We start from the raw sequence: 24,580 nt of genomic DNA on the forward strand, positions 1-24,580 counted from the left end.
GTTGAGGTGAACGGAGCAATACAGGCACGACGAGCACAACAGGCCCAGCAGGCACAGCTGGCGCAACAGGCACAAGCACAGGCACAGCTGCAGGCCGCGGCCGGGCGACAGGAGCGCAACTCCAAGCTGCTGCGCAAGACGCTGATCACGGCCCTGGTGTCCGCGAGCACCTACGTACTCACCAACGTGCTCAACCGGCACGCGGACGAAGTCTGGAAACTGACGGTCACCATCGTCATCGGCGGCGCGGCCCTGATCGTCCAGTATCTGGTGGACTTCGAGGAACGACTCAACTCGATGGAACAGAGCCTCTCCACCCACCACGGGGAACTGCGGGCCGCGGTCGAGAAGAGCTTCGCGGGGATCAACGAGGCGACCGAACTCTTCAGCCAGGTGGACCGTTCGGTGCTCCGCTCCGACGGCGTGACCCGACTGGCCCGCGCCTACACGCAGTTGGGGCACCAGGAGTCCGAACTGGTGAAGACCTTCTCGCAGGAGGAGATCGGCCGTCTCGCCACCCAGATGGAGAACCTCAGCTCCGGCAGCGTGACCTGCATGGGCGAGAACAACGACTGGCTGATCGATCTCACCTCCTGTGTCGAGACGTCGATCGACGCCACCAGCACCGACCTGGACCGGCAGTTCTGGTACAGCGAGGCCGCGACCCGCTATCTGAAGGCGCAGGAGGACGCGATCCTGCACCGGGGAGTGAAGGTCCGGCGGCTGTTCCTGGTCAGGACCCGGACGGAGGCCAACGAGGAACTGGAGCGGATCTGCCAGAGCCACCGGGACCTGGGCATCGAGACGCGGATCGCGGTCCGGGAGCTGCTGCCGCCCAGCGCCCGGCTCCGCATGACGAACGACTTCATCGTCTTCGACGGTGAACTCTGCTACGAAACGGCGCCGGACGTGGACCAGAAGCCGGCCGAGACCACCCTCAAGACGGAAAGGGAGCACATCGAGGAGCGGGTCAACCGGTTCAACGTCATCTGGGACGCCACGGAGCCTGCCAGCCCGCCCAGCACGGCCCCTGGTGCCTCCGGCGCGGGTTCGGGTTCCGCGTAACGGCTACCCGGCTACCGGCTACCGGCTGACGGCTGTACGGCCGTCAGCTCAGCGCCTCCGCCAGCACGCCCGCCGTCTTGGCCACCAGAGGGTGGTCGGCGGCGGCGTCCTGGTCGGGCTTGGCCGTCTGGACGGCCAGGACGATCGGCGTGCCGTCCTGCGTCCAGGCGATGCCCACGTTGTTGTTCGTGCCGTAGGAACCCGCGCCCGTCTTGTCGGCGATCGTCCAGGTCGGGGGCAGGGCGAGGCGGAAACGGTTGCCGCTGGTCGTGTTGTTCAGCAGCCAGTGGGTGAGGAGTGCGCGGTCCGGACGGTTCAGCGCGTCACCGAGGACGAGACGGGCGTACGTACGGCCGATCGCGTACGGCGTCGTCGTGTCCGTGATCCGCCACGGCTCGGCCGAGTTGAGCTCGGTCTCCCACCGGTCGAGGCGCGTCACCGGGTCGCCGACCGAGCGGGCGAAGCGGGTGATCGCGGTGGGGCCGCGCAGTTCGCGCAGGAGCAGGTTGCCGGCCGTGTTGTCGCTGAACCGGATGGCCACATCGGCGAGTTCGGCGACCGTCATGCCCTCGGCGAGGTGCTCCTCGGTCTGCGTCGAGCCGTCGACCAGGTCGTCGGCCGTGTAGTGGACGCGCTTGGACAGGACTTCGCCGGCGCGGTCCAGGTCGCGCAGTACGGCCGCCGCCGCGAGGGTCTTGAAGAGCGAGCAGACCGGGAAACGTTCGTCGGCGCGGTGCCGGACCGTCTGCTTCGTACCGAGGTTGTGCGCGAACACACCTACGCGGGCGCCGTGTTCGGCCTCCAGGGCGCGCAGGCGGGCGGTGACGTCGGGGTCGGTGGTGGTTGCTTCCGCCGCCTGCGCGGGCGTGCCCGCCAGAAGGCTCGCCGCCGTTGCCGCGCCGGCGGTGAGCAGGGTGCGTCGGGTCGGCCGGAACTTCACGGGGGCCTTCGTGGTGCCTAAGATCTTGCTCTCCTCTGTCGGGGTCCTTTGACGATCTACCATGATCGACGCCCGCTCCCCATACCTTGGTTGCGCTGCCGTAGACCTTCGGGGGACGGCGGGGTGTGCCCTGCCCCGGAACAGTGAAGACATGGAGAAGACCAGGAAGACAGGGATCAGCCGGGCGCAGTTCCTGGCAGGCACCGCAGCTGTCGGGCTCGCGGGGGCGTTACTGCCGGCGGCCGGGGCGCGGGCGGCGGAGCGGCACGGTGGCGGCCTGACCCGCCGGGGAGTCGTCTACACCCTCGTTGACGGCGAGACCCCGGCGACCGGCTTCAACCGCGCCCGTATGCGCGCCGACATCCGCGCGATCCGCGACGACCTGCACGCCGACACCGTCGAGGTCACGGGCGACGGGGTCGAGCGGCTGAACGCCACCGCCTCCGAGGTCGCCGAACGCGGGATGCACGTCTGGCTGCAACCGACCCTCGGAGACGTCCCGGAACGGGACATCCTCGAACACCTCGCGGAGACCGGGCGGCACGCGGAGCGGCTGCGGCGGCAGGGGGCAAGTGTCGAGTTCAGCGTGGGCTGCGAGTTCTGGCTGTTCGTACCGGGCATCGTCCCCGGGGACACCGTCCTGGAGCGGATCGAGAACCTCCTCGCCGGCACGGTGGACTGGGAGAGGATGCAGCGCCGCCTGGACCGTTTCACGGCGAAGGCGGCGGCCGTCGGACGTTCCGTCTTCCACGGACGGCTGAGCTACGCCGCCGCCCAGGACGACAAGGTCGACTGGAACCTCTTCGACGTCATCGGCATCGACTACTACTCGTACTTCCCCAACAGGGCGGACTACGTAAAGGAGTTGAGTCGCCACCTGCGCTGGGGCAAGCCGCTGGCCATCACCGAGTTCGGTACCTGTACGTACGAGGGGGCACCACAGGCGGGCGGCATGGGCTGGTACGTCGTCGACTACGACAAGGTTCCGCCGGAGATCAAGGGCGACCTCGTGCGCAGCGAACACACCCAGGCCGCCTATCTCACCGATCTGCTGGACGTCTTCGAGTCCATGGGCCTGTACGCGGCAATGGCCTTCGAGTTCGGGACCGCCGACGCCGAACACCGCCCCGACAGCCCCCGCTACGACCTCGACATGGCGAGCTACGGCATCGCCAAGGCAGTCAAAAACCGTCCAGGCGACCTGAGTTCACCCTGGCACTGGGAGCCGAAGGAGGCGTTCCACGCGGTTGCCCGACGGTACGCCTGTAGGTAGGTGTGGGTACCGAGAATTCCTTCGCCCCCGCCGCCCCTACCCGTCCCTTCCTCGGGGGCTCCGCCCCCGAACCCCCGCTCCTCAAACGCCGGAGAGGCTGAAATACCAGCGCAGGCCGGCGGTCTGGGGGCGCAGCCCCCAGGTACGGGATGGGACGGGTAGGGGCGGCGGGGCCGAAGACACTGCTCCTCAGACGTCTCGCCGGTCCACGACCACCACCGCCACGATCCCCGCAAGTACCGCCCACGCCCCGAACGCCACCCAGCTTCCCGTCACCGTCTCGGGATAGAAGCGCGGGTAGATGATGTGCTGATTGTGCCCGTACGACGCGTCCACCAGCCGGGTCCAGGCGTTGTAGGGCAGCGCGTCCCGGACGGCGGCCGTCCAGCGGTAGCGGTCGGTGATGAAGGCGGGCAGGAGGAGCAGTACCCCGGTGATGGCCACCATCGTCGTAGCACTGTGCCGGATCACCGCGCCCAGGCCCATGCCGGCCAGCGCACAGACCGGCGCCAGCAGGGCCGACGCGACGACCACCCGCCAGGCGCCCGGGTAGGAGAGTGCCACGTCGGCGTTCCGGCCGGACAGGACGGCCTGCGTCGCCGCGAAGGAGACCCCGGCGGTGAACGCTCCGTACACCGTCATGACCGCCGTCACGACCGTCACCTTCGCCGCCATCAGCGCACGGCGGGCCGGCACGGCCGCGAACGTCGTACGGATCAGCCCCGTCCCGTACTCGCCGACGATCGTGATCGCGCCGATGCTCGCCGCCGCGAGGATCAGGATCATCGCGGCGCCGGAGGTGAAGGCGTCCCGCAGGGCCAACTCGGCGTTGGCGTCCCGCATCATGGGCGTCATATGGCGATAGTTGGCGAAGTGGGTGCGGGCGGAGTTGGCGTTGAAGGCGATGATGGCGAGGGAGCTGGCGCCGAGCGCCCAGTAGGTCGAGCGCAGCGACCGGAGCTTGATCCACTCGGCGGCCAGCAGGTCGGTGAAGCGGGCCGTGGTCGGCCTTGTCATCGGCGGTGCCTGAACGGCGGGTGTCTTCGGGCCTGTTGTCGCGGTCGTCATCAACGTGCTCCGGTTCGTCGGTGGTCGTCCCCGGCCAGGAACTCGGCGCTGTCGGCGGTCAGTTCCATGAAGGCGGCCTCCAATGAGGCGTTGTGCGGGGTGAGTTCGTGGATCGGCAGCCGGTGGTGCAGGGCGAGGTCGCCGATGCGCTCCGGGCTGACCCCCGTCACGGTGAGGCCCTGCCCGCCGGGGTCGCCCAGGCCGCCGTACGGCGTCACTTCGGCGCCCTCCGCGACGAGCACGGTCTCCAGCGCCCCGGGGTCCGGTGTCCGTACGCGTACGGACATACGGGTGCCGCGTGCCGCGAACGCCTTCAGGGACTCGGCGGCGATCAGCTCGCCCCGGCCGATCACCACCAACTCGTCGGCGGTGTGCTCCATTTCGGACATGAGATGGCTGGAGACGAAGACGGTCCGCCCTTCGGCGGCGAGCCGCCTGAACAGTCGGCGTACCCACAGCACACCTTCCGGGTCGAGGCCGTTGAGGGGTTCGTCGAACAGCAGCACCGGCGGGTCGCCGAGCAGAGCGGTGGCGATGCCGAGGCGCTGTCGCATGCCCAGCGAGTAGCCGCCGATCCGGCGCCGGGCCGCCGTCCCCGCCAGCCCCACCTCCTCCAGGACCTCGTCGACCCGCCCGCCAGGGATGCGGTTGCTGCGCGCGAGGGCCGCCAGATGGGCCCGCGCGGTGCGTCCGCCGTGCACATCGCCCGCGTCGAGGAGCGCGCCGACGTGACGCAGCCCGCGCGGATGCCGGCGGAAGGGCTGCCCGCCCACGGTGGCGGTGCCGCCGCTCGGTTCTATGAGGCCCAGCAGCATGCGCAGGGTCGTGGTCTTGCCGGCGCCGTTCGGGCCGAGAAAGCCCGTGACGTGCCCCGGACGGACGGTGAAGGAGAGATGGTCGACGGCGGTCGTCGACCCGTAACGCTTCGTCAGTTCTTCGACTTCGATCACGACAACACCGTCCCGCCGCAGACGGTGTCCGGGCATCGCCCCGTAGCCGACACTCCAACCCGCCCGCTGTCGACCCAGGTTGTACGCCCATGGGCCGATGTCCGTCCCCAACGGCCCGCCTACGATCGGCACATGCCCGCCACCCCGCCTCCGCCCCCGCTCAAACGCGTCCCGCCGGGCGCCTGGACGGCGATCGCCTGGTGTGGGGGCACGCTGTTCACGTACCTCACACGCGTCCGGCTGCCCGGCGAGCTGGAGCCCGATCACTGGCCGGCCGTCCAGCTCTACCGCTGGGACGGTCTGGTGCTGCTGCTCCTGGCCACCGCCCTCGCGCTCGGCGCCGCCGTCCTCCTGTCCCGCCGCCCGCTGACGGCTGTGTGCCTGCTGTTGACCGCCGCTGTCTTCGAGACGAGCAACCTGGCCGCGGCGGAGATCCCGATGGCCCAGTTCCTGGCGGTCCAGACCGCCGTGTACTTCATCGCCGCCGGCCGTCCCCGCCGTACCGGAGCCGTCGCCGTCACCCTCTCGATCGCGCTGCTCGTCGCCTATCTGGCCGTACGGATCGGAGCGGGCTGGCACGTCGGCATCTCGGCCGAACTCGCCGTCGCCCTCGTGACGTTGATCGCCTGGCTGCTCGGCGACGCGGCCAACCGCGGCCGTGCCCACGCCGAACAGCTCGCCGCGCGCACCGCCGAGCAGGCCGTCACCACCGAACGCCTGCGCATCGCAAGGGAGATGCACGACACGGTCGCCCACAGCATCGGCATCATCGCCCTCCAGGCGGGCGCGGCTGCCCGGGTGGCCGCGACCCGCCCCGAGGCCGCGCGGGAGGCGATGTCGGCGGTCGAGCACGAGGGCCGGGAGACCCTGGCGGGCCTGCGCCGCATGCTGGTCGCACTGCGGCACGCGGACCAGGGATCCGGTGCCGGTGGCGGTCAACAGGCGTGCGTACCGGCCGGGTTGGCGGACATCGAGCGGCTCGCCGCCGTGACGAGCGCCGCCGGTGTGCGCGTAGACCTGCGGTGGGCGGGGGAACGGCGCGAACTGCCCCCGGACGTCGACCTGTCGGCGTTCCGCATCGTGCAGGAGTCGGTGACCAACGTCGTACGTCATGCCGGTGCCCGGTCCTGCCGGGTCACCCTCGACTACCGGTCCGCCGACGCCCTCGCCATCGAGGTCACCGACGACGGACGGGGCCGGGGGAGTGCCACCGACACCGGGTTCGGGCTTGCCGGGATGCGTGAGCGGGTCGCTCTGCTGGACGGGGAGTTCGCGGCCGGACCGCGCCCCGAGGGCGGCTTCCGGGTGGCCGCGAGCCTGCCGATTCCGGTCACGGCGGTGGTCCGATGACGACGACGATCCGGGTTCTCCTCGTCGACGACCAGCAGCTGATCCGTACGGCCCTGAGCATGGTCATCGCCGACCTGCCGGACATCGAGGTGGTGGGCGAGGCCGCCGACGGCGAGGAGGCGGTCGCCCTTGTGGACCAACTGGCCCCGGATGTCGTGATGATGGACCTGCGCATGCCGGGTATGGACGGCATCGAGGCGACCCGTCGCATCACCCGGGGGGCAGGGACGGAAGGCACCCGGATCATCGTCCTCACCACCTTCGACGACGACGATCACGTGTACGGGGCGCTGCGCGCGGGCGCGTCCGGGTTCCTGGTCAAGGACATGGCCCTGGACGACATCCTCGCGGCGATCCGGATCGTGGCCGCCGGGGACGCCCTGATCGCGCCCAGCGTGACCCGCCGGCTCATCCGGGACTTCGCCGCCGGTCCACAACAACACGTCCAACAGCGGGAGTTGAAGGCCATCACCGACCGCGAACGCGAGGTGCTCACGCTCGTCGGCCGGGGCCTGTCGAACACGGAGATCGCCGCCGAACTGTGCATCAGCATGGCGACGGCGAAGACGTACATCACCCGCCTCCTCGCCAAGCTGGACGCTCGCGACCGCGTCCAGCTGGTGATCACCGCCTACGAGGTGGGGCTGGTCTCCACCACCGACCGCAGATAGGCCCCCAGCCGCGCGATCGCCGACGGATTGCGCGGGCTCTCGACGAGGTCGACGTAGTCGAGGACGAAGACCCGCTTGTGCTTGACGGCGGAGACGTTCTTCAGGGGGCCGTACGACAGCAGGAACCTGCGCTTCTGTTCCGCGCTGACGTCCCCGTAGTTGCAGATGACGATGACGTCGGGGTCGCGCTCGACCACCGTCTCCCAGCCCACCGTCGTCCAGGAGTCGTCGAGGTCGTGCATGACGTTGACGCCGCCGGCCTTGCTGATGACCTCCTCGGGAGCGGCGTACCGCCCGGAAGTGAAGGGCGCGTCCTGGCCGCTGTCGTACAGGAACACCTTCGGACGCGCGCTCCCGGTCGGGGCCTTCGCCGCCACCGCCGCGACCTGCTTCTTGAAGTCCGCGATCAGGGTGGCCGCGCGCTGCTCGACGCCGAAGAGCTTTCCGAGGTTGGTGAGGTCGGTGTAGAGGGCGTCCAGCGGCGGCATGATGCCGCGCGAGGTCTTCGTACGGCCGTTGCGGCAGGACTCGGTGAGGATGTACGAGGGGATGCCGAGCTTCTTCAACGCGTCCGGGGTGAAGCCGTTGTCGTCGCGGAAACCGTAGTTCCAGCCGGCGAAGACCCAGTCGCCCCGGGCATCGAGGACGTTCTCCTTGGTCAGCTGCTGCTTGGACAGCCATTTCACCTTGTCGTAGCCGTCCTTCCACGGCACGCCGGTCAGATCGCCCTTGTCGTCGGGCATGGCGAACCCGGCCATCCGGTCCTCCAGACCGAGCGCGAACATCAGCTCGGTGATCCCGACGTCGTTCGTGACGACCCGCTCGGGAACCCTGTCGTACGTCACCCGCTGACCGCAGTTGGTGAGGGTGACGGCCGGCGAGGACGATGACGCCTTCGCCGACGGCTTCTCGACCTGGGCGCCGCACCCGGCGGCGAGGACGGAGAGAAGGAGGGCGGTGACAACTGGCTTGCGCATACCGGTAGTTCCTTAAACGGGCGACGTCGGAAGCAGATCGAAGAGCAGCTGCACAGCACCCGTCTCCGGGTGCCGTACGGGATGGGCGCGCACCCCGAACACCTCGGCCAGCAGGGCCGGTTGGAGCACATCGTGCGGCGGGCCCGACGCGACGACCCGGCCCCCGGCGATGACGTACAGCAGATCGCAGTGGGCGGCGGCGAGGTTGAGGTCGTGCAAGGCCGCCAGTGCGGTCAGGCCGCTGGCCCGGACCAGGGACAGAACGTCCAACTGGTGGGCGATGTCCAGGTGGTTGGTGGGTTCGTCGAGGACGAGGACACGCGGCTGCTGGGCCAACGCCCGTGCGATGAGGACGCGTTGCTTCTCGCCGCCGGAGAGGGCGAGGAACCCGCGGTCGGCGAGGTGCGTGACGCCGGTGCGTTCCATGGCGGCGGCGCAGATGTCCCGGTCCTCGGCGGCCGTACGTCCCAGGTGAGGCAGCCGCCCCATCGCGACCACCTCGGCGACGGTGAAGTCGAACTCGGCGGACGACTCCTGGGGCAGCGCGGCGAGCACCCGGGCGGCGGCCCGAGGTTCCATACCGTGCACCTCCGCCCCGTCCAGCAGCACCGCACCCCCCGCCGGCCGCAGCGCCCGGTACACGCACCGCAACAGCGTGGACTTCCCGCTGCCGTTGGGCCCGACGAGCCCCACGAAGGCCCCACTGTCCACGCGCAGCGTGATGTCCTCGACGAGCCGTACGGCCCCCGCGTCGACCGACACACCCTCCACATCGAGCCGCATCCCCTTCACCGCCCCCCGAACGCATAGCCGCCGCGCCGCATCAGCAGCAGGAACGCCGGTACGCCGACCACGGCGGTGATCACCCCGACGGGCAGCTCGGCCGGCGCGAGCAGCAGCCGGGACAGTACGTCGGCCCACACCAGCAGCACGGCCCCGACGAGCGGCGCGACCGCCAGCACCCGCCGGTGATCGGCGCCCACGAGCATCCGTACGACATGCGGGACCATGAGTCCGACGAAGCCGATGGCCCCGCTGACGGCGACGACGGTGCCGGTCACGGCGGCGGTCACGAGGAACAACTCCCGCCGCAGCCTGGCGGGTTGGACCCCGAGGGCGGCGGCGGTCTCGTCGCCCATGGCGAGCGCGTTGAGCGACTCGGCGCGCCGGGCGAGCCACGCCCATCCGGCGAGGACGGTCACTGCGGCGATGGGCACCTGCGCCCAGGTGGCTCCGCCCAGACTCCCCAGCAGCCACATCATCGCCGACCTGGCCGCCTCACCCCGGGCTGCCCCGAACACCATCACGGTGGTGATGGCCTCGAAGCCGTACGCCAGCGCGGTCCCGGTGAGGATCAGCCGCAGCGGAGTCAGCCCATGGGCGGCGGACCGGGCGACGGCGTACACGAGCACCATGGCGGCCAGCGCGGAGGCGAAGGCGGACACGGACAGCGCCCACACCCCGAGCCCGGCGAAGGCCCCCAGCAGAATCACGGCGTTGGCCCCCACGGCCGCACCGGACGAGATCCCCAGCACGAACGGATCGGCGAGCGCGTTGCGCACCATGGCCTGCACGGCCACCCCGACAGCCGCGAGCCCGGCCCCGACCACGGCGGCGAGCACCACCCGGGGCAGCCGCAACTCCCAGACGATGGTGTAGGAGGCAAGGTCGTCGGCGCGGATGGTGCCCCCGGTGACCCCGTCCCACAGGAACCGGAACACCTGGCCCCAGCCGATCCCGGACGCCCCCAGCCCGACCCCGCACAGCAGCGAGAGGAACAGAAGCAGAAGCAGCCCAACGGCCAGCGGCACGACGGGTATTCGGCGCACGATCGGCGGTCCTTCGCCTCGGCTCGCAGTCCGCGGCGAGCGGTCACATGGGCACGCGCACCTTGGGTAATCGGGCTCGCACGCCGAAGTCCTGGCCGGACAGGGGCCGGAAAGAGGGCGTGCATACCGTTGCGGGCCAGCGCCGGAGTCTCACCGGACTTCCCCCACGGGACGCGTCGCGAGCGTAGCAAACGCGTCGGACCGGTCATTTCGGGGCTGCCGGTTGCGGACGGCCGGGGAATTTTGGGTGACCGGACGGTGAGGGACACAACCGTTCGAGTCAGGTGACCGTCTCTGATGAGCGTGAGCATGGGCGCGAGCGTGAATATGAATGTGACTGCGGATGCGGATGGGAAGACGAGACCGACCGAAAGCGTCGCCGGGCCGCGGCTCGACATCCAGGGGCTGCGTGCCGTGGCCGTGACGCTCGTGGTCCTCGGGCACGCGCGCGTGCGCGGGTTCGGCGGCGGCTATGTCGGTGTGGACGTCTTCTTCGTCATCTCCGGCTTTCTGATCACCTCCTTGCTGGTACGCGAGTTGGCCACGAGCGATGGACTGTCGATCCGCAGGTTCTACGCCCGCCGCGCACTCCGTCTCCTCCCCGCGTCGACGCTCGTGGTCGTGGCCACCCTCGCCGGTTCCTGGCTGTTCCTGTCGAGGGTCCGCTTCGAGGAGTACGCCGGGGACGCGCTGAGCAGCGCGCTCTACGCGGTGAACCTCCGGCTTGCCGCGAGCGGCACCGACTATCTGGCCGAGGGGAGCCCGCCGTCGCCGTTCCAGCACTTCTGGTCGCTGGCCGTGGAGGAGCAGTTCTATCTGCTCTGGCCACTGCTCCTCCTGCTGAGCTGGCGGCTGGCGCGCCGGCGGCGGGAACTTCTTGCGGTGCCGCTCGCCGTGCTCTGTGTGCTGTCGTTCGGGCTGAGTGTCGCCGTCACGGAGCACGCACCGTCCTGGGCGTACTTCGGTTCGCACACCCGGTTCTGGGAACTGGGCGCCGGCGCACTGCTGGCCCTGTCCGCCGGGCGGCTTCACGGCCTGCCCGGCAGGCTGGCGGCGCCGATGACCTGGACGGGCCTGGCCTGCATAGTCGTGTCTGCCGCCATCTACGACAACGACACCCCGTTCCCCGGGTATCACGCGCTCCTGCCGGTGCTCGGGTCGGTCCTCGTCCTGGCCGGCGGTTGCGCACCTTCCCGCCGCGACGCCCAACTGGTCCTCGCCAGGCGGCCGTTGGTCTGGTTGGGCGGCCTGTCGTACGGCTGGTACCTGTGGCACTGGCCGCTGCTCCTCATAGGCCCGGCGGCGCTGGGCAGACTCCCCGGAACGCCCAGTGTCCGGCTTGCGCTGCTGCTCTGCGCGCTCGCCCTGCCCCTGGCCTGGGTGACCCTGCGGCTGGTGGAGAACCCCGTACGGTTCCACTCGGCATTCCGTGGCCGCCCGGGACGCGCGCTGCGGCTCGGGGCGGGCCTGTCGGCGGGCGCGGCACTGATCGCCGTAACGGCGTACGAGTTCCCGCCGCCGATCGACTCGGGCAGACCCGCACCTTCGCTGAGGCAGGAGATGGCCGCCGCACCGGACCCGCAACTACGGCTGCGCCAGCTCCTGGAGACATCGTCGACCCGTCTGCCCAGCAACCTCGCCCCGCCCCTCCCCGAGATCAAGTCGGCGCGGTCGGCGGTCTACCGGGACGGCTGCCATGTGGCGTACGGCAGCACGAGTGTCCCGCCGTGCGAGTACGGGGACCCGGCCTCGCGCAAGGTCGTTGTCCTCTTCGGCGACTCCCACGCGGCCCAGTGGTTCCCGGCGCTCAACCGCCTTGCCAAGGAGCGTGGTTGGAAGCTGGTGTCGCTGACGAAGGCGTCGTGCAAGGCGGCGAAGGTCACCCTGCGCCGGTTCGACGGACCGTACGAGGCCTGCGACACCTGGCGGGCCAATGCGATCACGAGGATCGCGGCGCTGCGCCCGGCCCTGGTGATCGTCTCGTCCTCGGACGCGGGCGACCCCCTGTACCCGGAGCCCGACCCCGTCCGGCAGTGGACGGACGGTTTCCGCGCGACATACGACGCGCTCGGTGCCTCGGGCGCGAAGGTCGTCGCGCTGCTCGACACGCCCTGGCCTCGGTCGGACGCGGTCGACTGCGCCGCGATGTACTCGCTTCGGCTGGACCGGTGCGCGACGCGTCTGCCCGAGGCGATCCGGGACCGGTCCCGCCGAACGGCGACGAGGGACGCGGCGAGGCTGTCCGGCGCGACGGTGATCGACCCCATGCCGTGGCTGTGCACGGGCGGGGGCGACTGTCCTGTCCTGGTGGGCAACACGGTCGCCTACCGCGACGACAGCCATGTCTCCGACGCGTATGCGGAGGCGGTCGCGCCTGTACTGGGCGCGCGGCTGAGCTAGGCAGGGATTCTCGCCCCCGCCGCCCCTACCCGTCCCATCCTGAACCTGGGGGCTGTGCCCCCAGACACCCCTTCGCGCTGAACGCGCTCGTCCTCAAACTCCCCCAGAGGGGGGACCCCCAGACGGGCTGAAAAGGCGCGGCGGGGGCGAAGAAACCGGGCGCTCACGAAACGCCCGTACCCCCCTCGGCGGAGCCGAAGTAGTGTCCCGCCCCCAGATCCGACAGCAGCCCGACCCCTACGGGCTGCCACCCCAACCGCTCCCGGGTCACGGCACTCGACGCCGGAAGGTCGAGGGAGAAGAACCTGCCCAGCCACCCGAAGTGGTCGTTCGTCTCCGCGTCCGATACCGACGCCACGGGCACCCCCAGCCCCCGCCCGATCACCTCGGCGATCTCACGCGCCGGGATGCCCTCCTCGGCGACCGCGTGCAGCCGGGTGCCCGCCGGCGCCGACTCCAGCGCCAGCCGGAACAGCCGGGCGACGTCGTGACGGTGGGCGGCGGCCCAGCGGTTGGCGCCGTCGCCCGGGTAGGCCGCGACGCCCTTGGCGCGGGCGATGTCGACGAGGCGCGGTACGAAGCCGTGGTCCCCCTCACCGTGCACGGACGGCGGCAGCCGTACGACCGACGCCCGCACCCCGCGCTCCGCGAGCCGCATCACCGCCGCCTCGGAGGCGAGCCGGTACATATGGGACCCTTCCGGGTCGCCCGGGTTGTCCTCCGTCGCCACCACGCCCGGCGAGAAGGCGGTCCCGGAGCAGATGAGAAGGGGGCGGCCGGAGTCCACCAGCGCCTCGCCCAGCGTCTCCACGGCCCGTAGGTCGGTCCGCGCGGCCTCCGCGAAGTCGCGGAAGTCATGGACGTACGCGGTGTGGATCACGCCCTCCGAGGCCGCCGCCCCCGCGCGCAGACTGTCGAGGTCGTCCAGGTCACCCCGGTGGACCTCGGCCCCGGCCTCCTTCAGTAACGCGGCGGCCTCGTCCGAGCGGACCATCCCGACCACCTCGTGGCCTGCGCCGAGCAACTCCCGTACGACGGCGGATCCGACGAACCCACTCGCCCCGGTGACGAACACACGCATAGTGAAATCCCCTTGGGTATCGGCCTGTTGGCGTCGGCCGGTGTGCTTTCAGCGTGCGTGCGGGGTGCGTTCCGCGTCCAAGACCTGTTTCGGAACGGGCAATGCGGAACAGGCATCACTACAGCTCAGAGTGTCTGTACGAGGACCACGACCCCAACCACCCGGTTACGCTGGCCACATGACCGACTTGCCGTCCGCACCGCCGCCGGGAGGCCAAGGCGCCGATCTCGATCTGCGGCTCGTGCGGTACTTCACGGTGGTCGCCGAGCAACTGCACTTCGGCCGTGCCGCCGAGACGCTTCGCATCGCCCAGCCGTCCCTGAGCCGCCAGATCCGGCGCCTGGAAAAGGAGTTGGGCGCCCGGCTCCTGGACCGCACCCCGCAGGGCAGCCGTCTCACCGAGGCCGGCGAGGTCTTCCTGCCGCACGCCAGGGCGCTGCTCCGTACGGCCGCCCGGGCCGCCTCCCAGACGCGCGCCGCCGCGGAGCCCAGCCGTCTCCTCGTCGGCTACACCTCGAACCTGATCGTCACCCCGGCCGTACGGGAGTTGCGGCGCCGGTATCCGGACGCCGACGTACGAGCCCTGCACCTGGACTGGGACGAGCCCCGCACCGCGCTGCTGGACCACCGGGTCGACGCCGTGATCGCCCGACTCCCGCTCTCCGCCGCCGAGTTGGAGGTGACCGTCCTCTACGAGGAACCCAGGGTCCTGGTCGTCCCCCTCGATCACCGTCTCGTCGGCAAGGAGTCCGTCACCCTCGACGACATCGCCGACGAGCCGTTGCCCCGGGTGCGGGAGGACGCGGCTTGGAACGCCTTCTGGCGTATCGACCCGCGCCCGGACGGCAGCCGGGCACCGGACGGTCCGCTCGTCCGGGCGCTGGAGGACAAGTTCGAACTCATCGCCGCCGGACAGGCGGTGGCCATCGTCCCGGGTGGTCTGGGCCTGGACCGGCTCCGACCCGACCTCACCACGATCCCGCTGCACGGCGTCGACCCGAGCCACGTCGTCCTCGCCACCCGGGCGGACGACCGCAGCCGTCTGCTCGCCGCGTTCCGCAAGGCGGCGCGGGCCCTGCTGACGGGCGGCACGGCCTGAGTTCAGCCCGTCGTCCACCCCGGGACCGTCGGCAGTACCTGCTCGGCGACGCGGAGCAGTGCCGTCTCGTCGGGGGGCAGGTCGTCCTGGCGCCAGATGGAGATCTCGTACAAACCGCCGCCGTCCTTGGGGTTCTTGGCGACGAGGAGGTTGCGGGAGATACCGCCGGGGCCGCTGGAGCCCTTTCCGTCCTTGAAGACGATGCCGATGGTCCGGCCCGAGTAGAGAAACGCCGGGTGGCCCAGGACCGTTTTCCGCTCTCCTGACGTGAACGTCAGGTATTCGGAGTCGGTTAGGTCGGCGACCGAGATGTCGGCGGCTGCCGAGAGCTTCACGGAGTAGCCCTCCAGCTGGACGGTGGCCTCGGGGTCGGTCGACATGACGTCCCGCTTGTCGCTGGACGTGGCTTCGTTGCTGGAGGCGCTCCACGCGCGGTCGTCGGGCGTGCCGAGAAGCGTCGGCAGGTTCGGGCGGTTCAGCGCCTCGCACAGTTGCACACCGGAGGCGGGCTTCGACAGCGGCACGTCGTCGTCCGAGCGGGAACACGAGGCGGGTGGGCTGTCCTTGGGGTCGGGCTGGTACTTCGCCATCACCCAGAAGCCCACCGCGAGGCAGGCGACCACTGTCAGTGCCGCTACGACCTGCGCGCCCTCACTCATGCCCTTCTCGGATCTGGCCGGTCCAGCTGAACTGGTCGATTCAGCCAACTCGGCGGATCTGGGTACGTCGATGTCGTTGGTCATGTCCCCCACCCCGGATGTCCCCCACCTCACGCGTCGCGCTCGATGCGCGCGCCGGGGGAGCCTAGCCGCGCGATCTCTGCTTTTGGAAGCTCCGGAGCCGTTCCTGCGGCTGAAAACGTGCGCCGGCAGGACGGACTCCCAGCTGGGCATGGTCATTTCAAGCCGTTGTCTTGGCATTCTCATGACAAAGCGTGGCACGCAGTGCCACGCTTCTGCCGAAGTTCACCATTCCTTCACGCCCGCATCACGCGAGGCATCCCCCACTCACTCCCCACCCGCCTGCCGTGCAGCGCTTCGGACCGGCCCCATCCCGTCGGTCCGCCCCCACGTCGGTCCCCACCACGGGCCGACCGTCGCACAGAAGGAGAACCCGTTGCCCCGGCGACACCGCCCCACCCTCCGGCGCAGAGGCGCCACCACCCTCGCGCTGACGACCATCGGGACCCTGCTCGCCCTGGGAGCTCCCGCCGGTACCGCGACCGCGGCCCCGGCCGACCCCGGCCCGGCCAGGATCACCGCCGTGCCTCGCGCAGGAGCCGCCGCGGCGCCCCTGTCGGCGGCCCGCCGCGCCTCACTGATCAAGAGCGCGCAGACCGCGTCCGGCGCCACGGCCCGTCAACTCGCCCTCGGCGCGCGGGAGAAGCTCGTCGTCAAGGACGTCGTCCAGGACGCCGACGGCACCACCCACACCCGCTACGAACGCACCTACGCGGGACTGCCCGTCCTCGGTGGTGACCTGGTCGTCCACCTCAAGAGCAACCGCACCACCGTTTCCAAGGCGAGCGGGGCGACCCTCACGCTGCCGTCCCTCACCCCGAAGCTCTCCGCGACCAACGCCACCGGCAAGGCCCTCGCGGCTGCGAAGGGTGCCGACGTCACCGGCACCGAGACCGAGCGCGCCCCCCGCCTCGTCGTCTGGGCCGGCGCCACCAAGCCGGTCCTGGCCTGGGAGACGCTGGTCGAGGGCGTCCAGCCCGACGGCACGCCCAGCGAACTGCAGGTCGTCACCGACGCGAGCACGGGCAAGCAGATCCTTGCCGCCGAGAAGGTGCACACCGGCGAAGGCACCGGCCAGTACGTCGGCACGGTTCCCCTCGGCAGCACCCTCTCGGGCTCGACGTACCAGCTCACCGACGGCGACCGCGCCGGGCACAAGACGTACGACCTGAACCAGGGCACCTCCGGCACCGGCACCCTCTTCACGGACGACAACGATGTCTGGGGCACCGGTCTGCCGTCCAACCGCCAGACCGCCGGTGTCGACGTGGCCTTCGGTGCAGCAGCAACCTGGGACTACTACAAGGACGTGTACGGCCGCAACGGCATCCGCAACGACGGTGTCGCCGCCTACAGCCGGGCCCACTACGGCAGCAGCTACGTCAACGCCTTCTGGCAGGACAGCTGCTTCTGCATGACCTACGGCGACGGCTCGGGCAACACGCACCCGCTGACCTCCCTCGACGTGGCCGCCCACGAGATGAGCCACGGCGTCACCGCCGCCACCGCCAACCTGACCTACTCGGGCGAGTCCGGCGGCCTCAACGAGGCGACCTCCGACATCTTCGCCGCGGCCGTCGAGTTCCACTCGAACCTCGCCGCCGACCCCGGCGACTACCTCGTCGGCGAGAAGATCGACATCAACGGCAACGGCACCCCGCTGCGTTACATGGACAAGCCCTCCAAGGACGGCTCCTCCCGCGACAGCTGGAGCTCCACCCTGGGCAGCGTCGACGTCCACTACTCCTCGGGCCCCGCGAACCACTTCTTCTACCTGCTCTCCGAGGGCAGCGGCGCCAAGACCGTCAACGGCGTCGTCTACGACAGCCCGACCTTCGACGGTCAGGCCGTCACCGGCATCGGCATCGATAACGCCGCCGCCGTCTGGTACCGGGCACTGACGACGTACATGACCTCGTCGACCAACTACGCGGGCGCCCGCACCGCCACCCTGTCGGCCGCGGCCGACCTGTTCGGCGCCTACAGCCCCACCTACCTCGCCGTCGCCGACGCCTGGGCCGCCATCAACGTCGGCGGCCGGATAGCCCTCGGCGTCAACGTCGCCCCGATCGCCGACCAGACCAGCGGCGTCGGCCAGGCGGTCAGCCTCCAGGTGGACGCCTACACCACCAACTCCGGTTCGGGCCTGACCTACGAGGCCACCGGCCTGCCCGACGGCCTGACCCTCAGCGCGAGCGGCCTGATCTCCGGGACGCCGACCACCGTCGGCGCCGGCGACGTCGCCATCAAGGTCACCGACGACACGGGCGCGTCCGTCACGGACACCTTCACCTGGCGGATCGCGTACATCTACGCCACCACAACCCGCGTCGACATCCCCGACAACGGTGCCGCTGTGGAGTCCCCGATCACCATCGAGGGCCGTGACGGCAACGCCTCCGCCACGACCTCGGTCTACGTCAACATCGTCCACACCTACCGCGGTGACCTGACCGTCGACCTGGTCGGCCCCAACGGCACCGTCTACTCGCTCCTCAACCGGACCGGCGGCTCCGCCGACAACGTCGACCAGACCTTCACGATCGACGCCTCGGCCCAGCCCATCACCGGCACGTGGACGCTCCGCGTGCAGGACCGTGCGTCGATCGACGTCGGGTACGTCCAGCGCTGGCAGCTCACTCCGTGACCTGACAGCAGAGTGGTCGGCGCCGTTCGCTTTAGGCGACGGCGCCGACGAACTCCGCCCAGGCAGGCGCACCAACGAGCAGCACGGGCCCGTCCGAGACTTTGCTGTCCCGGACGGGCACGATGCCGGGGACTCCGTCGGCTACTTCGACGCAGCTCCCGCCTTCGCCGTTGCTGTAGGTGCTCTTACGCCAGCGGGCGGCGCCGATGAAGTCGTGCGCGACCTCTACACAGTCGCCGCCCTCGCCGTTGCTGTAACTGCTTTTGCGCCAGCGGGCGTTGGTCAGGTCGTACTCGCGCATCGTCTGTAGTCCTCAGCGGCCGATTCGATCAGGGTGAGGGACGCCTCGGGCGAGAGTGCGGCGCCCCTTAGCAGATCGTATGCGCGCTGTGCCCGCTTCACCACTGCCGGATCGTCAAGCAGATGACCCGAAAACGAGGTCTCTGTATAGAGGGTCGGCGGTGCGTCATCGAACTCCATGAGCTGCACCATCCCACCCATGGAGGCGAAGGCTCCCGCCGAGTACGGGACCACGGTCACCCAGGCTTTCCGCTCCCGGGCGAGCGCCGCGAGTGCTCCAGTTGCTCGGCCATGGCCGCCGACCCGCCGACCGGTGTACGCAGGGTGTTCTCGTGCAGGATCGCCCAATACTCGGGCCTTGTAGCGTCCTTGAGGATGCGCGACCGCTCCAGCCGGGCGCCCACCTTTTCGTTCACGTAGTCGTCCGTGACGAACGGGTTGGCCGCGAGTGTGACCGCCCGAGCGTAGGCGGCCGTCTGGAGCAGGCCCGGGATCACCGTCGGTGCGAACTCGCAGATCTTCGTCGCCGTCCGCTCAAGCTCCACGACCTCCGCGAAGTAATCCGCGTAGCGCTTGTCGTCGATGAGCTTGCGCCAGGTTCGCTCGAAAAAACCGGCGGTTTGTAGGACGTCGTCAATCCGTACCGCCACATCCAACTGCGGCTTCCGAATGGCCTGTTCGAACTGCCCGATGTAGCCCCCGGAGACGAAGACAAGCGCCCCCAACTCCACTTGGGTTAACCCGGCCTCCTCCCGCCGCCGCTTCAACTCCGCCCCGAAGAACTCCCAAGCCGCCTGCCGCTGTGAACCATTGGCCATAACCGAACCGAACCTCCGTCGACTGCACCGCCGTTGCTGCGCCCAGAGCCTTCCGAGTGTAGGCACACCGCGTCATCGTAGAAGTGCGAAGAGTGAAACTCGATTAGTCAGGGGAGCACGGTGACGGCACGACAGACGGCACACTCGGCGGGCTGCGTCGAAGAGGCGGAGGAAATTGTGAAGGAATTGCGGACGGCGTTGAAAAACGCCGGGATTACCTTGCCGACGCTCCGATTGGATGCGGCGAGTGTCGCCCGGGAAGCGCCCTGTCCGCTCATCGAATTGGGGCGCTGCAACGTCGAGACGGCGGCCCGGATCGTGGCGGCGCTGCGATGAACGACGTGAGGCCGGCGAAGTCGGGAAGGTCGGGGCGGCCGGATGTCGGGGCGTACGTCATGGACGCCCGCACCGGAAAGGTCGGCATCGTCATGGGGCACGAGGGGCCCTACGTCCAGCTCAGATCGTACGGCGGCGGCAGGGAATGGGACGCGGCCCCGGACGCCCTCCGGCCCGCCACCCCGGCGGAACGCCTCAGCGCGGCCACGGCGTACGCGAACGCACGCAGCCGCGGTGAGGTTCCCTAGAGGTCCCCCAGGACGTACTGCTCGTCCCCGAACTCGGCGACGATCTTCAGTCGCCCGTCGAGGGCCCGTACGTAGGCGGCGAGCGTGTCCACCTCGGTGCGCTCCAGCTCGCCGCGCTCGATCTTGGAGACGCGGGCTTGGGCGACGCCCATGGCCCGGGCGACGTCCGCCTGCGTCAGGTCCAGCCGCTCACGCAGTTCGGCAAGGCGGCGCATGCGTACGGCGGCGAGAGCGGCGGCTTCGCCGAGTGACTCGGCGGCTGCGGGCGCGGGCAGGGTGACGCGCTCCATCAAGCCGTCCACCCACGCCTGCTCTTCCGGTGTCGGCGGAGGCAGGCGGGCCAGCGCTTCCTCTGCTGCGGCCAGGCCGGTCTTGATCTTCGCGGCGCTTTGAGGAGTCGTACGTTCAGGGCTCATATGCCGAGCCTCGTGGCCAGACCGGCCGCCGCCAGGCGAATCCGCCCCGTTCACCAGTAAGAAGTACGGCCCCGTCCGAGGCTGCCGTTCCGTACGCGACAATGACCCCATGAGCCTGTTCCGTGATGACGGTGTCGTGCTGCGTACCCAGAAGCTGGGTGAGGCCGACCGGATCATCACGCTGCTCACGCGCGGTCACGGGCGCGTACGGGCCGTGGCCCGGGGGGTGCGGCGGACCAAGTCCAAGTTCGGAGCCCGGCTCGAACCGTTCTCCCACGTCGACGTGCAGTTCTTCTCGCGGGGGAGTGATCTGGTCGGGCGCGGGCTGCCGCTGTGCACGCAGACCGAGACCATCGCTCCGTACGGTGGGGGGATCGTCGCCGACTACGCCCGGTACACCGCCGGGACGGCCATGCTGGAGACGGCGGAACGGTTCACCGACCACGAGGGCGAGCCCGCTGTCCAGCAGTACCTGCTGCTGGTCGGCGCCCTGCGCACCCTCGCCCGCGCCGAGCACGAGCCCCACCTCATCCTCGACGCCTTCCTCCTGCGCTCCCTCGCCGTCAACGGGTACGCGCCCACCTTCAGCGACTGCGCGCGGTGCGGCATGGCCGGACCCAACCGGTTCTTCTCGGTGGCCGCCGGGGGCTCCGTCTGCGTCGACTGCCGGGTGGCCGGCAGCGTCGTACCCTCTCCCCAGGCCCTCGAACTGCTCAGCGCGCTGCTGACGGGCGACTGGGCGACCGCCGACGCGTGTGAGCCGCGTCACGTCAGAGAGGGGAGCGGACTGGTGTCCGCCTACCTGCACTGGCACCTGGAGCGCGGGCTGCGTTCCCTGCGCTACGTAGAGAAGACCTAGAAGCACAAGCACGGAACAAGGAGACGAGACGCACATGGCCGTACGCGGAATCCTGGGGCGCCAGCGCCGCGAGTACAAGACGCCGGAACCGCACCCCTCCGGCGCCACCGCGCCGAAGCTCCCCGGCGAGCTCGTACCGAACCATGTGGCGTGCGTCATGGACGGCAACGGCCGGTGGGCCAAGGAGCGCGGGCTGCCGCGTACGGAAGGGCACAAGGTCGGCGAGGGCGTCGTCCTCGATGTGCTCAAGGGATGCCTGGAACTCGGCGTCAAGAATCTGTCCCTCTACGCCTTCTCCACCGAGAACTGGAAGCGGTCCCCGGAAGAGGTCCGCTTCCTCATGAACTTCAACCGGGACGTCATCCGGCGCCGGCGCGACGAGATGGACGAACTCGGTATCCGGATTCGGTGGGTCGGGCGTATGCCCAGGATGTGGAAGTCCGTCGTACAGGAACTCCAGGTCGCCCAGGAGCAGACCAAGAACAACGACGCCATGACGCTCTACTTCTGCGTCAATTACGGCGGTCGGGCCGAGCTCGCCGACGCCGCGAAGGCGATAGCGCGTGATGTCGCCGCCGGAAAGCTCGACCCCGACAAGGTCTCCGAGAAGACCATTCAGAAGTACCTCTACTACCCGGACATGCCGGACGTCGACCTTTTCCTCCGCCCCAGTGGCGAACAGCGCACCTCCAACTACCTGATCTGGCAGTCGAGTTACGCCGAAATGGTGTTCCAGGATGTCCTCTGGCCCGACTTCGACCGGCGTGACCTGTGGCGCGCCTGCGTCGAATTCGCCTCCCGCGACCGGCGGTTCGGCGGCGCGGTCCCGAATGAGCAACTGCTGGAAATGCAGAGGGACATGAAGGGCAACGTGGAAGTCTGAGGGCTCCGAGGGATCCGAGGACTCTGAGCGCAAGACGGCGGCACCCGGCGCCACGCAAGGCGCCGGGTGCCGCTGTCGTGCCCGTGGGGGGAGGCAACAAGGGGTCAGCTGGTCGTGACCGCCGTGTCGTCGATCACGAAGCTCGTCTGGAGGGACGAGTCCTCGACGCCCGTGAACTTCAGCGCGACCGTCGTGCCCGCGTAGGCAGACAGGCTGATCGTCTTCAGGACGTAGCCGCTGGCCGCGTTCAGGTTGGAGTAGGTGGCCAGGGTGGTCGAACCGGCGGTGACCGTCAGCTTGTCGTACTGCGAGCTGGTGGTGGTCTCAGCCGTGTCGATGTGGACGTAGAACGTGAGCTTCGTGCCCGTGCAGCCGCTCGGGATCGTCACCGACTGGGACAGCGTGTCGGTGTGGGTGGAGCCGTAGCCGTCCAGCCAGGCCTTGTAGGAGCCGGTTCGGGCCGCCTGGCTGCTGGAGGTGGTGATGACGCCGCTGGACGCGGTCCAGGTGGTGTTGCCGGACTCGAAGCCCTGGTTGCCCAGCAGTTGCGCCGAGGTGCAGGAGCCGCCGCCGGTCGCGCTGACTGTCCAGGTGAAGGACGCCGTACCGGTGGCGCCCGTGCTGTCGGTCACCGTGACGGTGCTGCTGTAGGTGCCCGCTGTCGTCGGGGTGCCGGAGATGGCGCCCGTGGAGCTGCTGATCGACAGGCCGGTCGGCAGACCGGTCGCCGCGTAGGTCAGCGAGCCGGTGTTGGTGCTGCTGGCCGTGATCGCCAGGCTCACCGCCGTACCGACCGTCGACGACTGGCTGCCCGGGTTCGTGACCGTCACGCCCGTTGACGGAACGCTGATGTGGGAACCGACGTTGATGCCCGCGAAGGCGTTGCCCACGCCCGCGTACTGGCTGGAGCTGCTGCCGTAGAGGTCGGCGGCGGCGTTCAGCGCGGCGGTGCGCGCCTGGGCGTACGTCGTGCTGGACGTCATGTACGTCGTCAGTGCCCGGTACCAGATCTGGAGCGCGGCGGCCCGGCCTATGCCCGTGACGGCGACACCGTCGGAGGTCGGGCTGTTGTAGGAGACGCCGTTGATGGTCTTGCTGCCGCTGCCTTCCGACAGCATGTAGAACATGTGGTTCGCCGGACCCGAGGAGTAGTGCACGTCCAGGTTGCCGACGCCCGAGTACCAACTGTCCGCCGAGCCACCGTCCTTGTCGGGCTCGTCCATGTAACGCAACGGCGTACCGTCGCCGTTGATGTTGATCTTCTCGCCGATGAGATAGTCGCCGACGTCGGTGGAGTTGTTCGCGTAGAACTCCACACCGGTGCCGAAGATGTCGGAGGTCGCCTCGTTCAACCCGCCTGATTCGCCGGAGTAGTTGAGGCCCGCGGTGTTGGACGTGACGCCGTGCGTCATCTCGTGCCCGGCCACGTCCAGCGAGGTGAGCGCGTGCGTGCTGCTCGTACCGTCGCCGTACGTCATGCAGAAGCAGTCGTCGTCCCAGAACGCGTTCACGTACGCCGAGCTGTAGTGCACGCGCGAGTAGGCGGCCACCCCGTCGTTCTTGATGCCGCTGCGCCCGAACGTGTTCTTGTAGAAGTCCCACGTCACCTGGGCGCCGTAGTGCGCGTCGACGCCGGCGGTCTGCGTGTTGGACCCGGCGCCGGTGCCCCACGTGTCGTCGGCGTCCGTCATCAGGGTGCCGGTGCCCGACGTGCCGTTGTTGAGGCTGTACGTCTTGTGGGTGCCGCGTGTCGTGTCGTTCAGCTGGTACGTCGAACCGGACAGCGTGGTCCCGATGGTGACCGTGCCGCTGTACTGGCTGTTGCCGGTACCGGTCTTGATGGCCTGGAACTGGTACAGCTCCGCGCCGGTCAGGGCGTCCGTGATGACGTGCAGCTGGCTCGGCGTGCCGTCGTCCTGGAGACCGCCGATCACCGTCTCCCAGGCCAGCTTCGGCGTACCGTTGCCGGCCCAGATCACCTTGCGGGCGCTGTCGGTGGCGGCCTTCTCCGCGTCCAGCGCCTTGGCCGCACCGAGCGCCTTCGTCTCGGCGGCCGACTTGGCGAACGTGGGCGTGGTGGACGCGACCGAGATGGCCCGCCGGGTGTTGAACGTGCTGCTCACCGTGCCCGACGCCTCGGAGGCGGGAGGGGTGTGCACGACGAGGTCGCCGCCGAGGACCGGCAGACCGGCGTACGTACGCTCGTAGCGGGTGTGGAGGGTGCCGTCGGCGTCCTTGCTGACGTCCTTGACGACCAGCTTCTCCTTGGCGCCGAGACCCAGGGTGCCGGCGGTCTGCGTGGTCCGCTGTGTCGCGCTCCTGATCAGCGCCGTGCGCTGGGCCGGAGTGAGCTTCGTCTGGACGGCGCCGGCGCGCAGCGGGCTGGGGGCCGGGGACGCGGGCTTGGCGGCGGCCGGGACCGTCTGCACGCCGACGGCCAGGAGGGTCGCGCTGGCGAGCAGGGCACCGGCGGCGGTGGCCTTGCGGGAGCGGCCGGATCTGTGGGGGGTACTGCTGGACTGTCGTCTCACTCGTGACTCCTCCTGCGACGGCCGCGCCTTCTGCGGCCGGAAACAGACCGGGCGGACGGGGGTGTGCTGCCCGGGATGAGCTGAGCGGTGCGGGCGCGC

At 69.8% G+C, this 24,580-nt stretch carries 22 protein-coding genes and 1 pseudogene; 11 read left to right on the forward strand and 12 right to left on the reverse strand.

Annotation, left to right across the window (positions count from 1 at the left end):
* The first annotated feature begins 6 nt into the window (after positions 1 to 6).
* Positions 7 to 1,065 carry a DUF6879 family protein gene (locus OG734_RS33080; RefSeq protein WP_330291091.1) on the forward strand — a complete coding sequence of 353 codons (1,059 nt, stop codon included), beginning with the start codon at positions 7 to 9 and terminating at the stop codon, positions 1,063 to 1,065.
* 43 nt (positions 1,066 to 1,108) lie between these two features.
* Here OG734_RS33080 and bla read toward each other — a convergent pair whose 3' ends face one another.
* A complete protein-coding gene (bla, locus tag OG734_RS33085; protein ID WP_443064964.1) occupies positions 1,109 to 2,068 on the reverse strand; it encodes a class A beta-lactamase in 960 nt (319 codons plus the stop codon).
* 88 nt (positions 2,069 to 2,156) lie between these two features.
* On the opposite strand from bla, the gene OG734_RS33090 reads away from it, so the two are divergent.
* A complete protein-coding gene (locus OG734_RS33090; RefSeq protein WP_330291093.1) occupies positions 2,157 to 3,278 on the forward strand; it encodes an abortive phage infection protein in 1,122 nt (373 codons plus the stop codon).
* 189 nt (positions 3,279 to 3,467) lie between these two features.
* Here the strand turns inward: OG734_RS33090 and OG734_RS33095 are convergent, their stop codons facing one another.
* Positions 3,468 to 4,295, reverse strand: coding sequence for an ABC transporter permease subunit (locus tag OG734_RS33095; RefSeq protein ID WP_330291094.1), 828 nt, complete (start codon positions 4,293 to 4,295; stop codon positions 3,468 to 3,470).
* A gap of 50 nt (positions 4,296 to 4,345) precedes the next feature.
* A complete protein-coding gene (locus OG734_RS33100) occupies positions 4,346 to 5,296 on the reverse strand; it encodes an ABC transporter ATP-binding protein (RefSeq protein ID WP_330291095.1) in 951 nt (316 codons plus the stop codon).
* Positions 5,297 to 5,428: 132 nt separating this feature from the next.
* Between OG734_RS33100 and OG734_RS33105 the strand changes: the two genes are divergently transcribed.
* Positions 5,429 to 6,646: a sensor histidine kinase gene (locus OG734_RS33105; RefSeq protein ID WP_330291096.1), complete on the forward strand. Its 1,218-nt coding sequence runs from the start codon at positions 5,429 to 5,431 to the stop codon at positions 6,644 to 6,646.
* On the forward strand, positions 6,643 to 7,317 hold the full coding sequence (locus OG734_RS33110) for a response regulator transcription factor (RefSeq protein WP_330291097.1): 675 nt from the start codon (positions 6,643 to 6,645) through the stop codon (positions 7,315 to 7,317). The genes OG734_RS33105 and OG734_RS33110 overlap by 4 nt, the downstream gene beginning before the upstream one ends.
* Here the strand turns inward: OG734_RS33110 and OG734_RS33115 are convergent.
* The 3 genes from OG734_RS33115 to OG734_RS33125 are packed head-to-tail and all read right to left on the reverse strand — an operon-like array spanning position 7,278 to position 10,123.
* Positions 7,278 to 8,294, reverse strand: coding sequence for an ABC transporter substrate-binding protein (locus tag OG734_RS33115; protein ID WP_330291098.1), 1,017 nt, complete (start codon positions 8,292 to 8,294; stop codon positions 7,278 to 7,280). The genes OG734_RS33110 and OG734_RS33115 overlap by 40 nt on opposite strands.
* Before the next feature lie 12 nt (positions 8,295 to 8,306).
* Complete coding sequence (locus OG734_RS33120; protein ID WP_330291099.1) at positions 8,307 to 9,077, reverse strand: ABC transporter ATP-binding protein; 771 nt, start codon at positions 9,075 to 9,077, stop codon at positions 8,307 to 8,309.
* 5 nt (positions 9,078 to 9,082) lie between these two features.
* Complete coding sequence (locus tag OG734_RS33125) at positions 9,083 to 10,123, reverse strand: FecCD family ABC transporter permease (RefSeq protein ID WP_330291100.1); 1,041 nt, start codon at positions 10,121 to 10,123, stop codon at positions 9,083 to 9,085.
* A gap of 297 nt (positions 10,124 to 10,420) precedes the next feature.
* Between OG734_RS33125 and OG734_RS33130 the strand changes: the two genes are divergently transcribed.
* Positions 10,421 to 12,523, forward strand: coding sequence for an acyltransferase family protein (locus tag OG734_RS33130; protein ID WP_330291101.1), 2,103 nt, complete (start codon positions 10,421 to 10,423; stop codon positions 12,521 to 12,523).
* 163 nt (positions 12,524 to 12,686) lie between these two features.
* Here OG734_RS33130 and OG734_RS33135 read toward each other — a convergent pair whose 3' ends face one another.
* Positions 12,687 to 13,604, reverse strand: coding sequence for an SDR family oxidoreductase (locus OG734_RS33135; protein ID WP_330291102.1), 918 nt, complete (start codon positions 13,602 to 13,604; stop codon positions 12,687 to 12,689).
* Between the two features lie 178 nt (positions 13,605 to 13,782).
* On the opposite strand from OG734_RS33135, the gene OG734_RS33140 reads away from it, so the two are divergent.
* Positions 13,783 to 14,703 carry a LysR family transcriptional regulator gene (locus OG734_RS33140; RefSeq protein ID WP_330291103.1) on the forward strand — a complete coding sequence of 307 codons (921 nt, stop codon included), beginning with the start codon at positions 13,783 to 13,785 and terminating at the stop codon, positions 14,701 to 14,703.
* A 2-nt stretch (positions 14,704 to 14,705) separates the two neighbouring features.
* Here OG734_RS33140 and OG734_RS33145 read toward each other — a convergent pair whose 3' ends face one another.
* Positions 14,706 to 15,446, reverse strand: coding sequence for a DUF6215 domain-containing protein (locus tag OG734_RS33145; protein ID WP_330291104.1), 741 nt, complete (start codon positions 15,444 to 15,446; stop codon positions 14,706 to 14,708).
* A gap of 373 nt (positions 15,447 to 15,819) precedes the next feature.
* Here OG734_RS33145 and OG734_RS33150 point away from each other — a divergent pair, with 373 nt between their 5' ends.
* A complete protein-coding gene (locus OG734_RS33150; protein WP_330291105.1) occupies positions 15,820 to 18,090 on the forward strand; it encodes a M4 family metallopeptidase in 2,271 nt (756 codons plus the stop codon).
* A 31-nt stretch (positions 18,091 to 18,121) separates the two neighbouring features.
* On the opposite strand, the gene OG734_RS33155 is transcribed toward OG734_RS33150, so the two are convergent.
* A complete protein-coding gene (locus tag OG734_RS33155; protein ID WP_330291106.1) occupies positions 18,122 to 18,391 on the reverse strand; it encodes a DUF397 domain-containing protein in 270 nt (89 codons plus the stop codon).
* Positions 18,373 to 19,208: pseudogene (locus OG734_RS33160) on the reverse strand (helix-turn-helix domain-containing protein). Before OG734_RS33160 ends, OG734_RS33155 begins: the two are co-directional and overlap by 19 nt.
* Positions 19,209 to 19,328: 120 nt before the next feature.
* On the opposite strand from OG734_RS33160, the gene OG734_RS33165 reads away from it, so the two are divergent.
* The gene (locus tag OG734_RS33165) at positions 19,329 to 19,544 is read left to right on the forward strand and encodes a hypothetical protein (RefSeq protein ID WP_330291107.1); all 216 of its coding nucleotides are present in this window, start codon (positions 19,329 to 19,331) and stop codon (positions 19,542 to 19,544) included.
* 59 nt (positions 19,545 to 19,603) lie between these two features.
* On the forward strand, positions 19,604 to 19,792 hold the full coding sequence (locus tag OG734_RS33170) for a hypothetical protein (RefSeq protein ID WP_443065116.1): 189 nt from the start codon (positions 19,604 to 19,606) through the stop codon (positions 19,790 to 19,792).
* Here the strand turns inward: OG734_RS33170 and OG734_RS33175 are convergent.
* Positions 19,789 to 20,208, reverse strand: a complete 420-nt coding sequence (locus OG734_RS33175; RefSeq protein ID WP_330291109.1) for an XRE family transcriptional regulator — start codon at positions 20,206 to 20,208, stop codon at positions 19,789 to 19,791. The two genes, OG734_RS33170 and OG734_RS33175, sit on opposite strands and share 4 nt — an antisense overlap.
* Positions 20,209 to 20,317: 109 nt before the next feature.
* Here OG734_RS33175 and recO point away from each other — a divergent pair, with 109 nt between their 5' ends.
* Together recO and OG734_RS33185 are read left to right on the forward strand one after the other, a co-directional pair.
* On the forward strand, positions 20,318 to 21,067 hold the full coding sequence (gene recO / locus OG734_RS33180) for a DNA repair protein RecO (protein WP_330291110.1): 750 nt from the start codon (positions 20,318 to 20,320) through the stop codon (positions 21,065 to 21,067).
* A gap of 34 nt (positions 21,068 to 21,101) precedes the next feature.
* Positions 21,102 to 21,950, forward strand: coding sequence for an isoprenyl transferase (locus OG734_RS33185; RefSeq protein WP_330291111.1), 849 nt, complete (start codon positions 21,102 to 21,104; stop codon positions 21,948 to 21,950).
* Between the two features lie 104 nt (positions 21,951 to 22,054).
* Here OG734_RS33185 and OG734_RS33190 read toward each other — a convergent pair whose 3' ends face one another.
* The gene (locus tag OG734_RS33190; protein WP_330291112.1) at positions 22,055 to 24,481 is read right to left on the reverse strand and encodes a M4 family metallopeptidase; all 2,427 of its coding nucleotides are present in this window, start codon (positions 24,479 to 24,481) and stop codon (positions 22,055 to 22,057) included.
* Between the last annotated feature and the right edge of the window lie 99 nt (positions 24,482 to 24,580).

The organism is Streptomyces sp. NBC_00576 (assembly GCF_036345175.1).
Lineage (GTDB): Bacteria > Actinomycetota > Actinomycetes > Streptomycetales > Streptomycetaceae > Streptomyces.

Bases quoted from the DNA above. Each gene is read 5' to 3' on its own strand.
- OG734_RS33135 (WP_330291102.1), bottom strand. From the start codon at position 13,604: ATGCGTGTGTTCGTCACCGGGGCGAGTGGGTTCGTCGGATCCGCCGTC.
- OG734_RS33130 (WP_330291101.1), top strand. From the start codon at position 10,421: ATGAGCGTGAGCATGGGCGCGAGCGTGAATATGAATGTGACTGCGGAT.
- OG734_RS33120 (WP_330291099.1), bottom strand. From the start codon at position 9,077: ATGCGGCTCGATGTGGAGGGTGTGTCGGTCGACGCGGGGGCCGTACGG.
- OG734_RS33175 (WP_330291109.1), bottom strand. From the start codon at position 20,208: ATGAGCCCTGAACGTACGACTCCTCAAAGCGCCGCGAAGATCAAGACC.
- OG734_RS33170 (WP_443065116.1), top strand. From the start codon at position 19,604: ATGGACGCCCGCACCGGAAAGGTCGGCATCGTCATGGGGCACGAGGGG.
- OG734_RS33095 (WP_330291094.1), bottom strand. From the start codon at position 4,295: ATGACAAGGCCGACCACGGCCCGCTTCACCGACCTGCTGGCCGCCGAG.
- OG734_RS33185 (WP_330291111.1), top strand. From the start codon at position 21,102: ATGGCCGTACGCGGAATCCTGGGGCGCCAGCGCCGCGAGTACAAGACG.
- OG734_RS33090 (WP_330291093.1), top strand. From the start codon at position 2,157: ATGGAGAAGACCAGGAAGACAGGGATCAGCCGGGCGCAGTTCCTGGCA.
- bla (WP_443064964.1), bottom strand. From the start codon at position 2,068: ATGGTAGATCGTCAAAGGACCCCGACAGAGGAGAGCAAGATCTTAGGC.
- recO (WP_330291110.1), top strand. From the start codon at position 20,318: ATGAGCCTGTTCCGTGATGACGGTGTCGTGCTGCGTACCCAGAAGCTG.
- OG734_RS33110 (WP_330291097.1), top strand. From the start codon at position 6,643: ATGACGACGACGATCCGGGTTCTCCTCGTCGACGACCAGCAGCTGATC.
- OG734_RS33105 (WP_330291096.1), top strand. From the start codon at position 5,429: ATGCCCGCCACCCCGCCTCCGCCCCCGCTCAAACGCGTCCCGCCGGGC.
- OG734_RS33115 (WP_330291098.1), bottom strand. From the start codon at position 8,294: ATGCGCAAGCCAGTTGTCACCGCCCTCCTTCTCTCCGTCCTCGCCGCC.
- OG734_RS33155 (WP_330291106.1), bottom strand. From the start codon at position 18,391: ATGCGCGAGTACGACCTGACCAACGCCCGCTGGCGCAAAAGCAGTTAC.
- OG734_RS33140 (WP_330291103.1), top strand. From the start codon at position 13,783: ATGACCGACTTGCCGTCCGCACCGCCGCCGGGAGGCCAAGGCGCCGAT.
- OG734_RS33145 (WP_330291104.1), bottom strand. From the start codon at position 15,446: ATGACCAACGACATCGACGTACCCAGATCCGCCGAGTTGGCTGAATCG.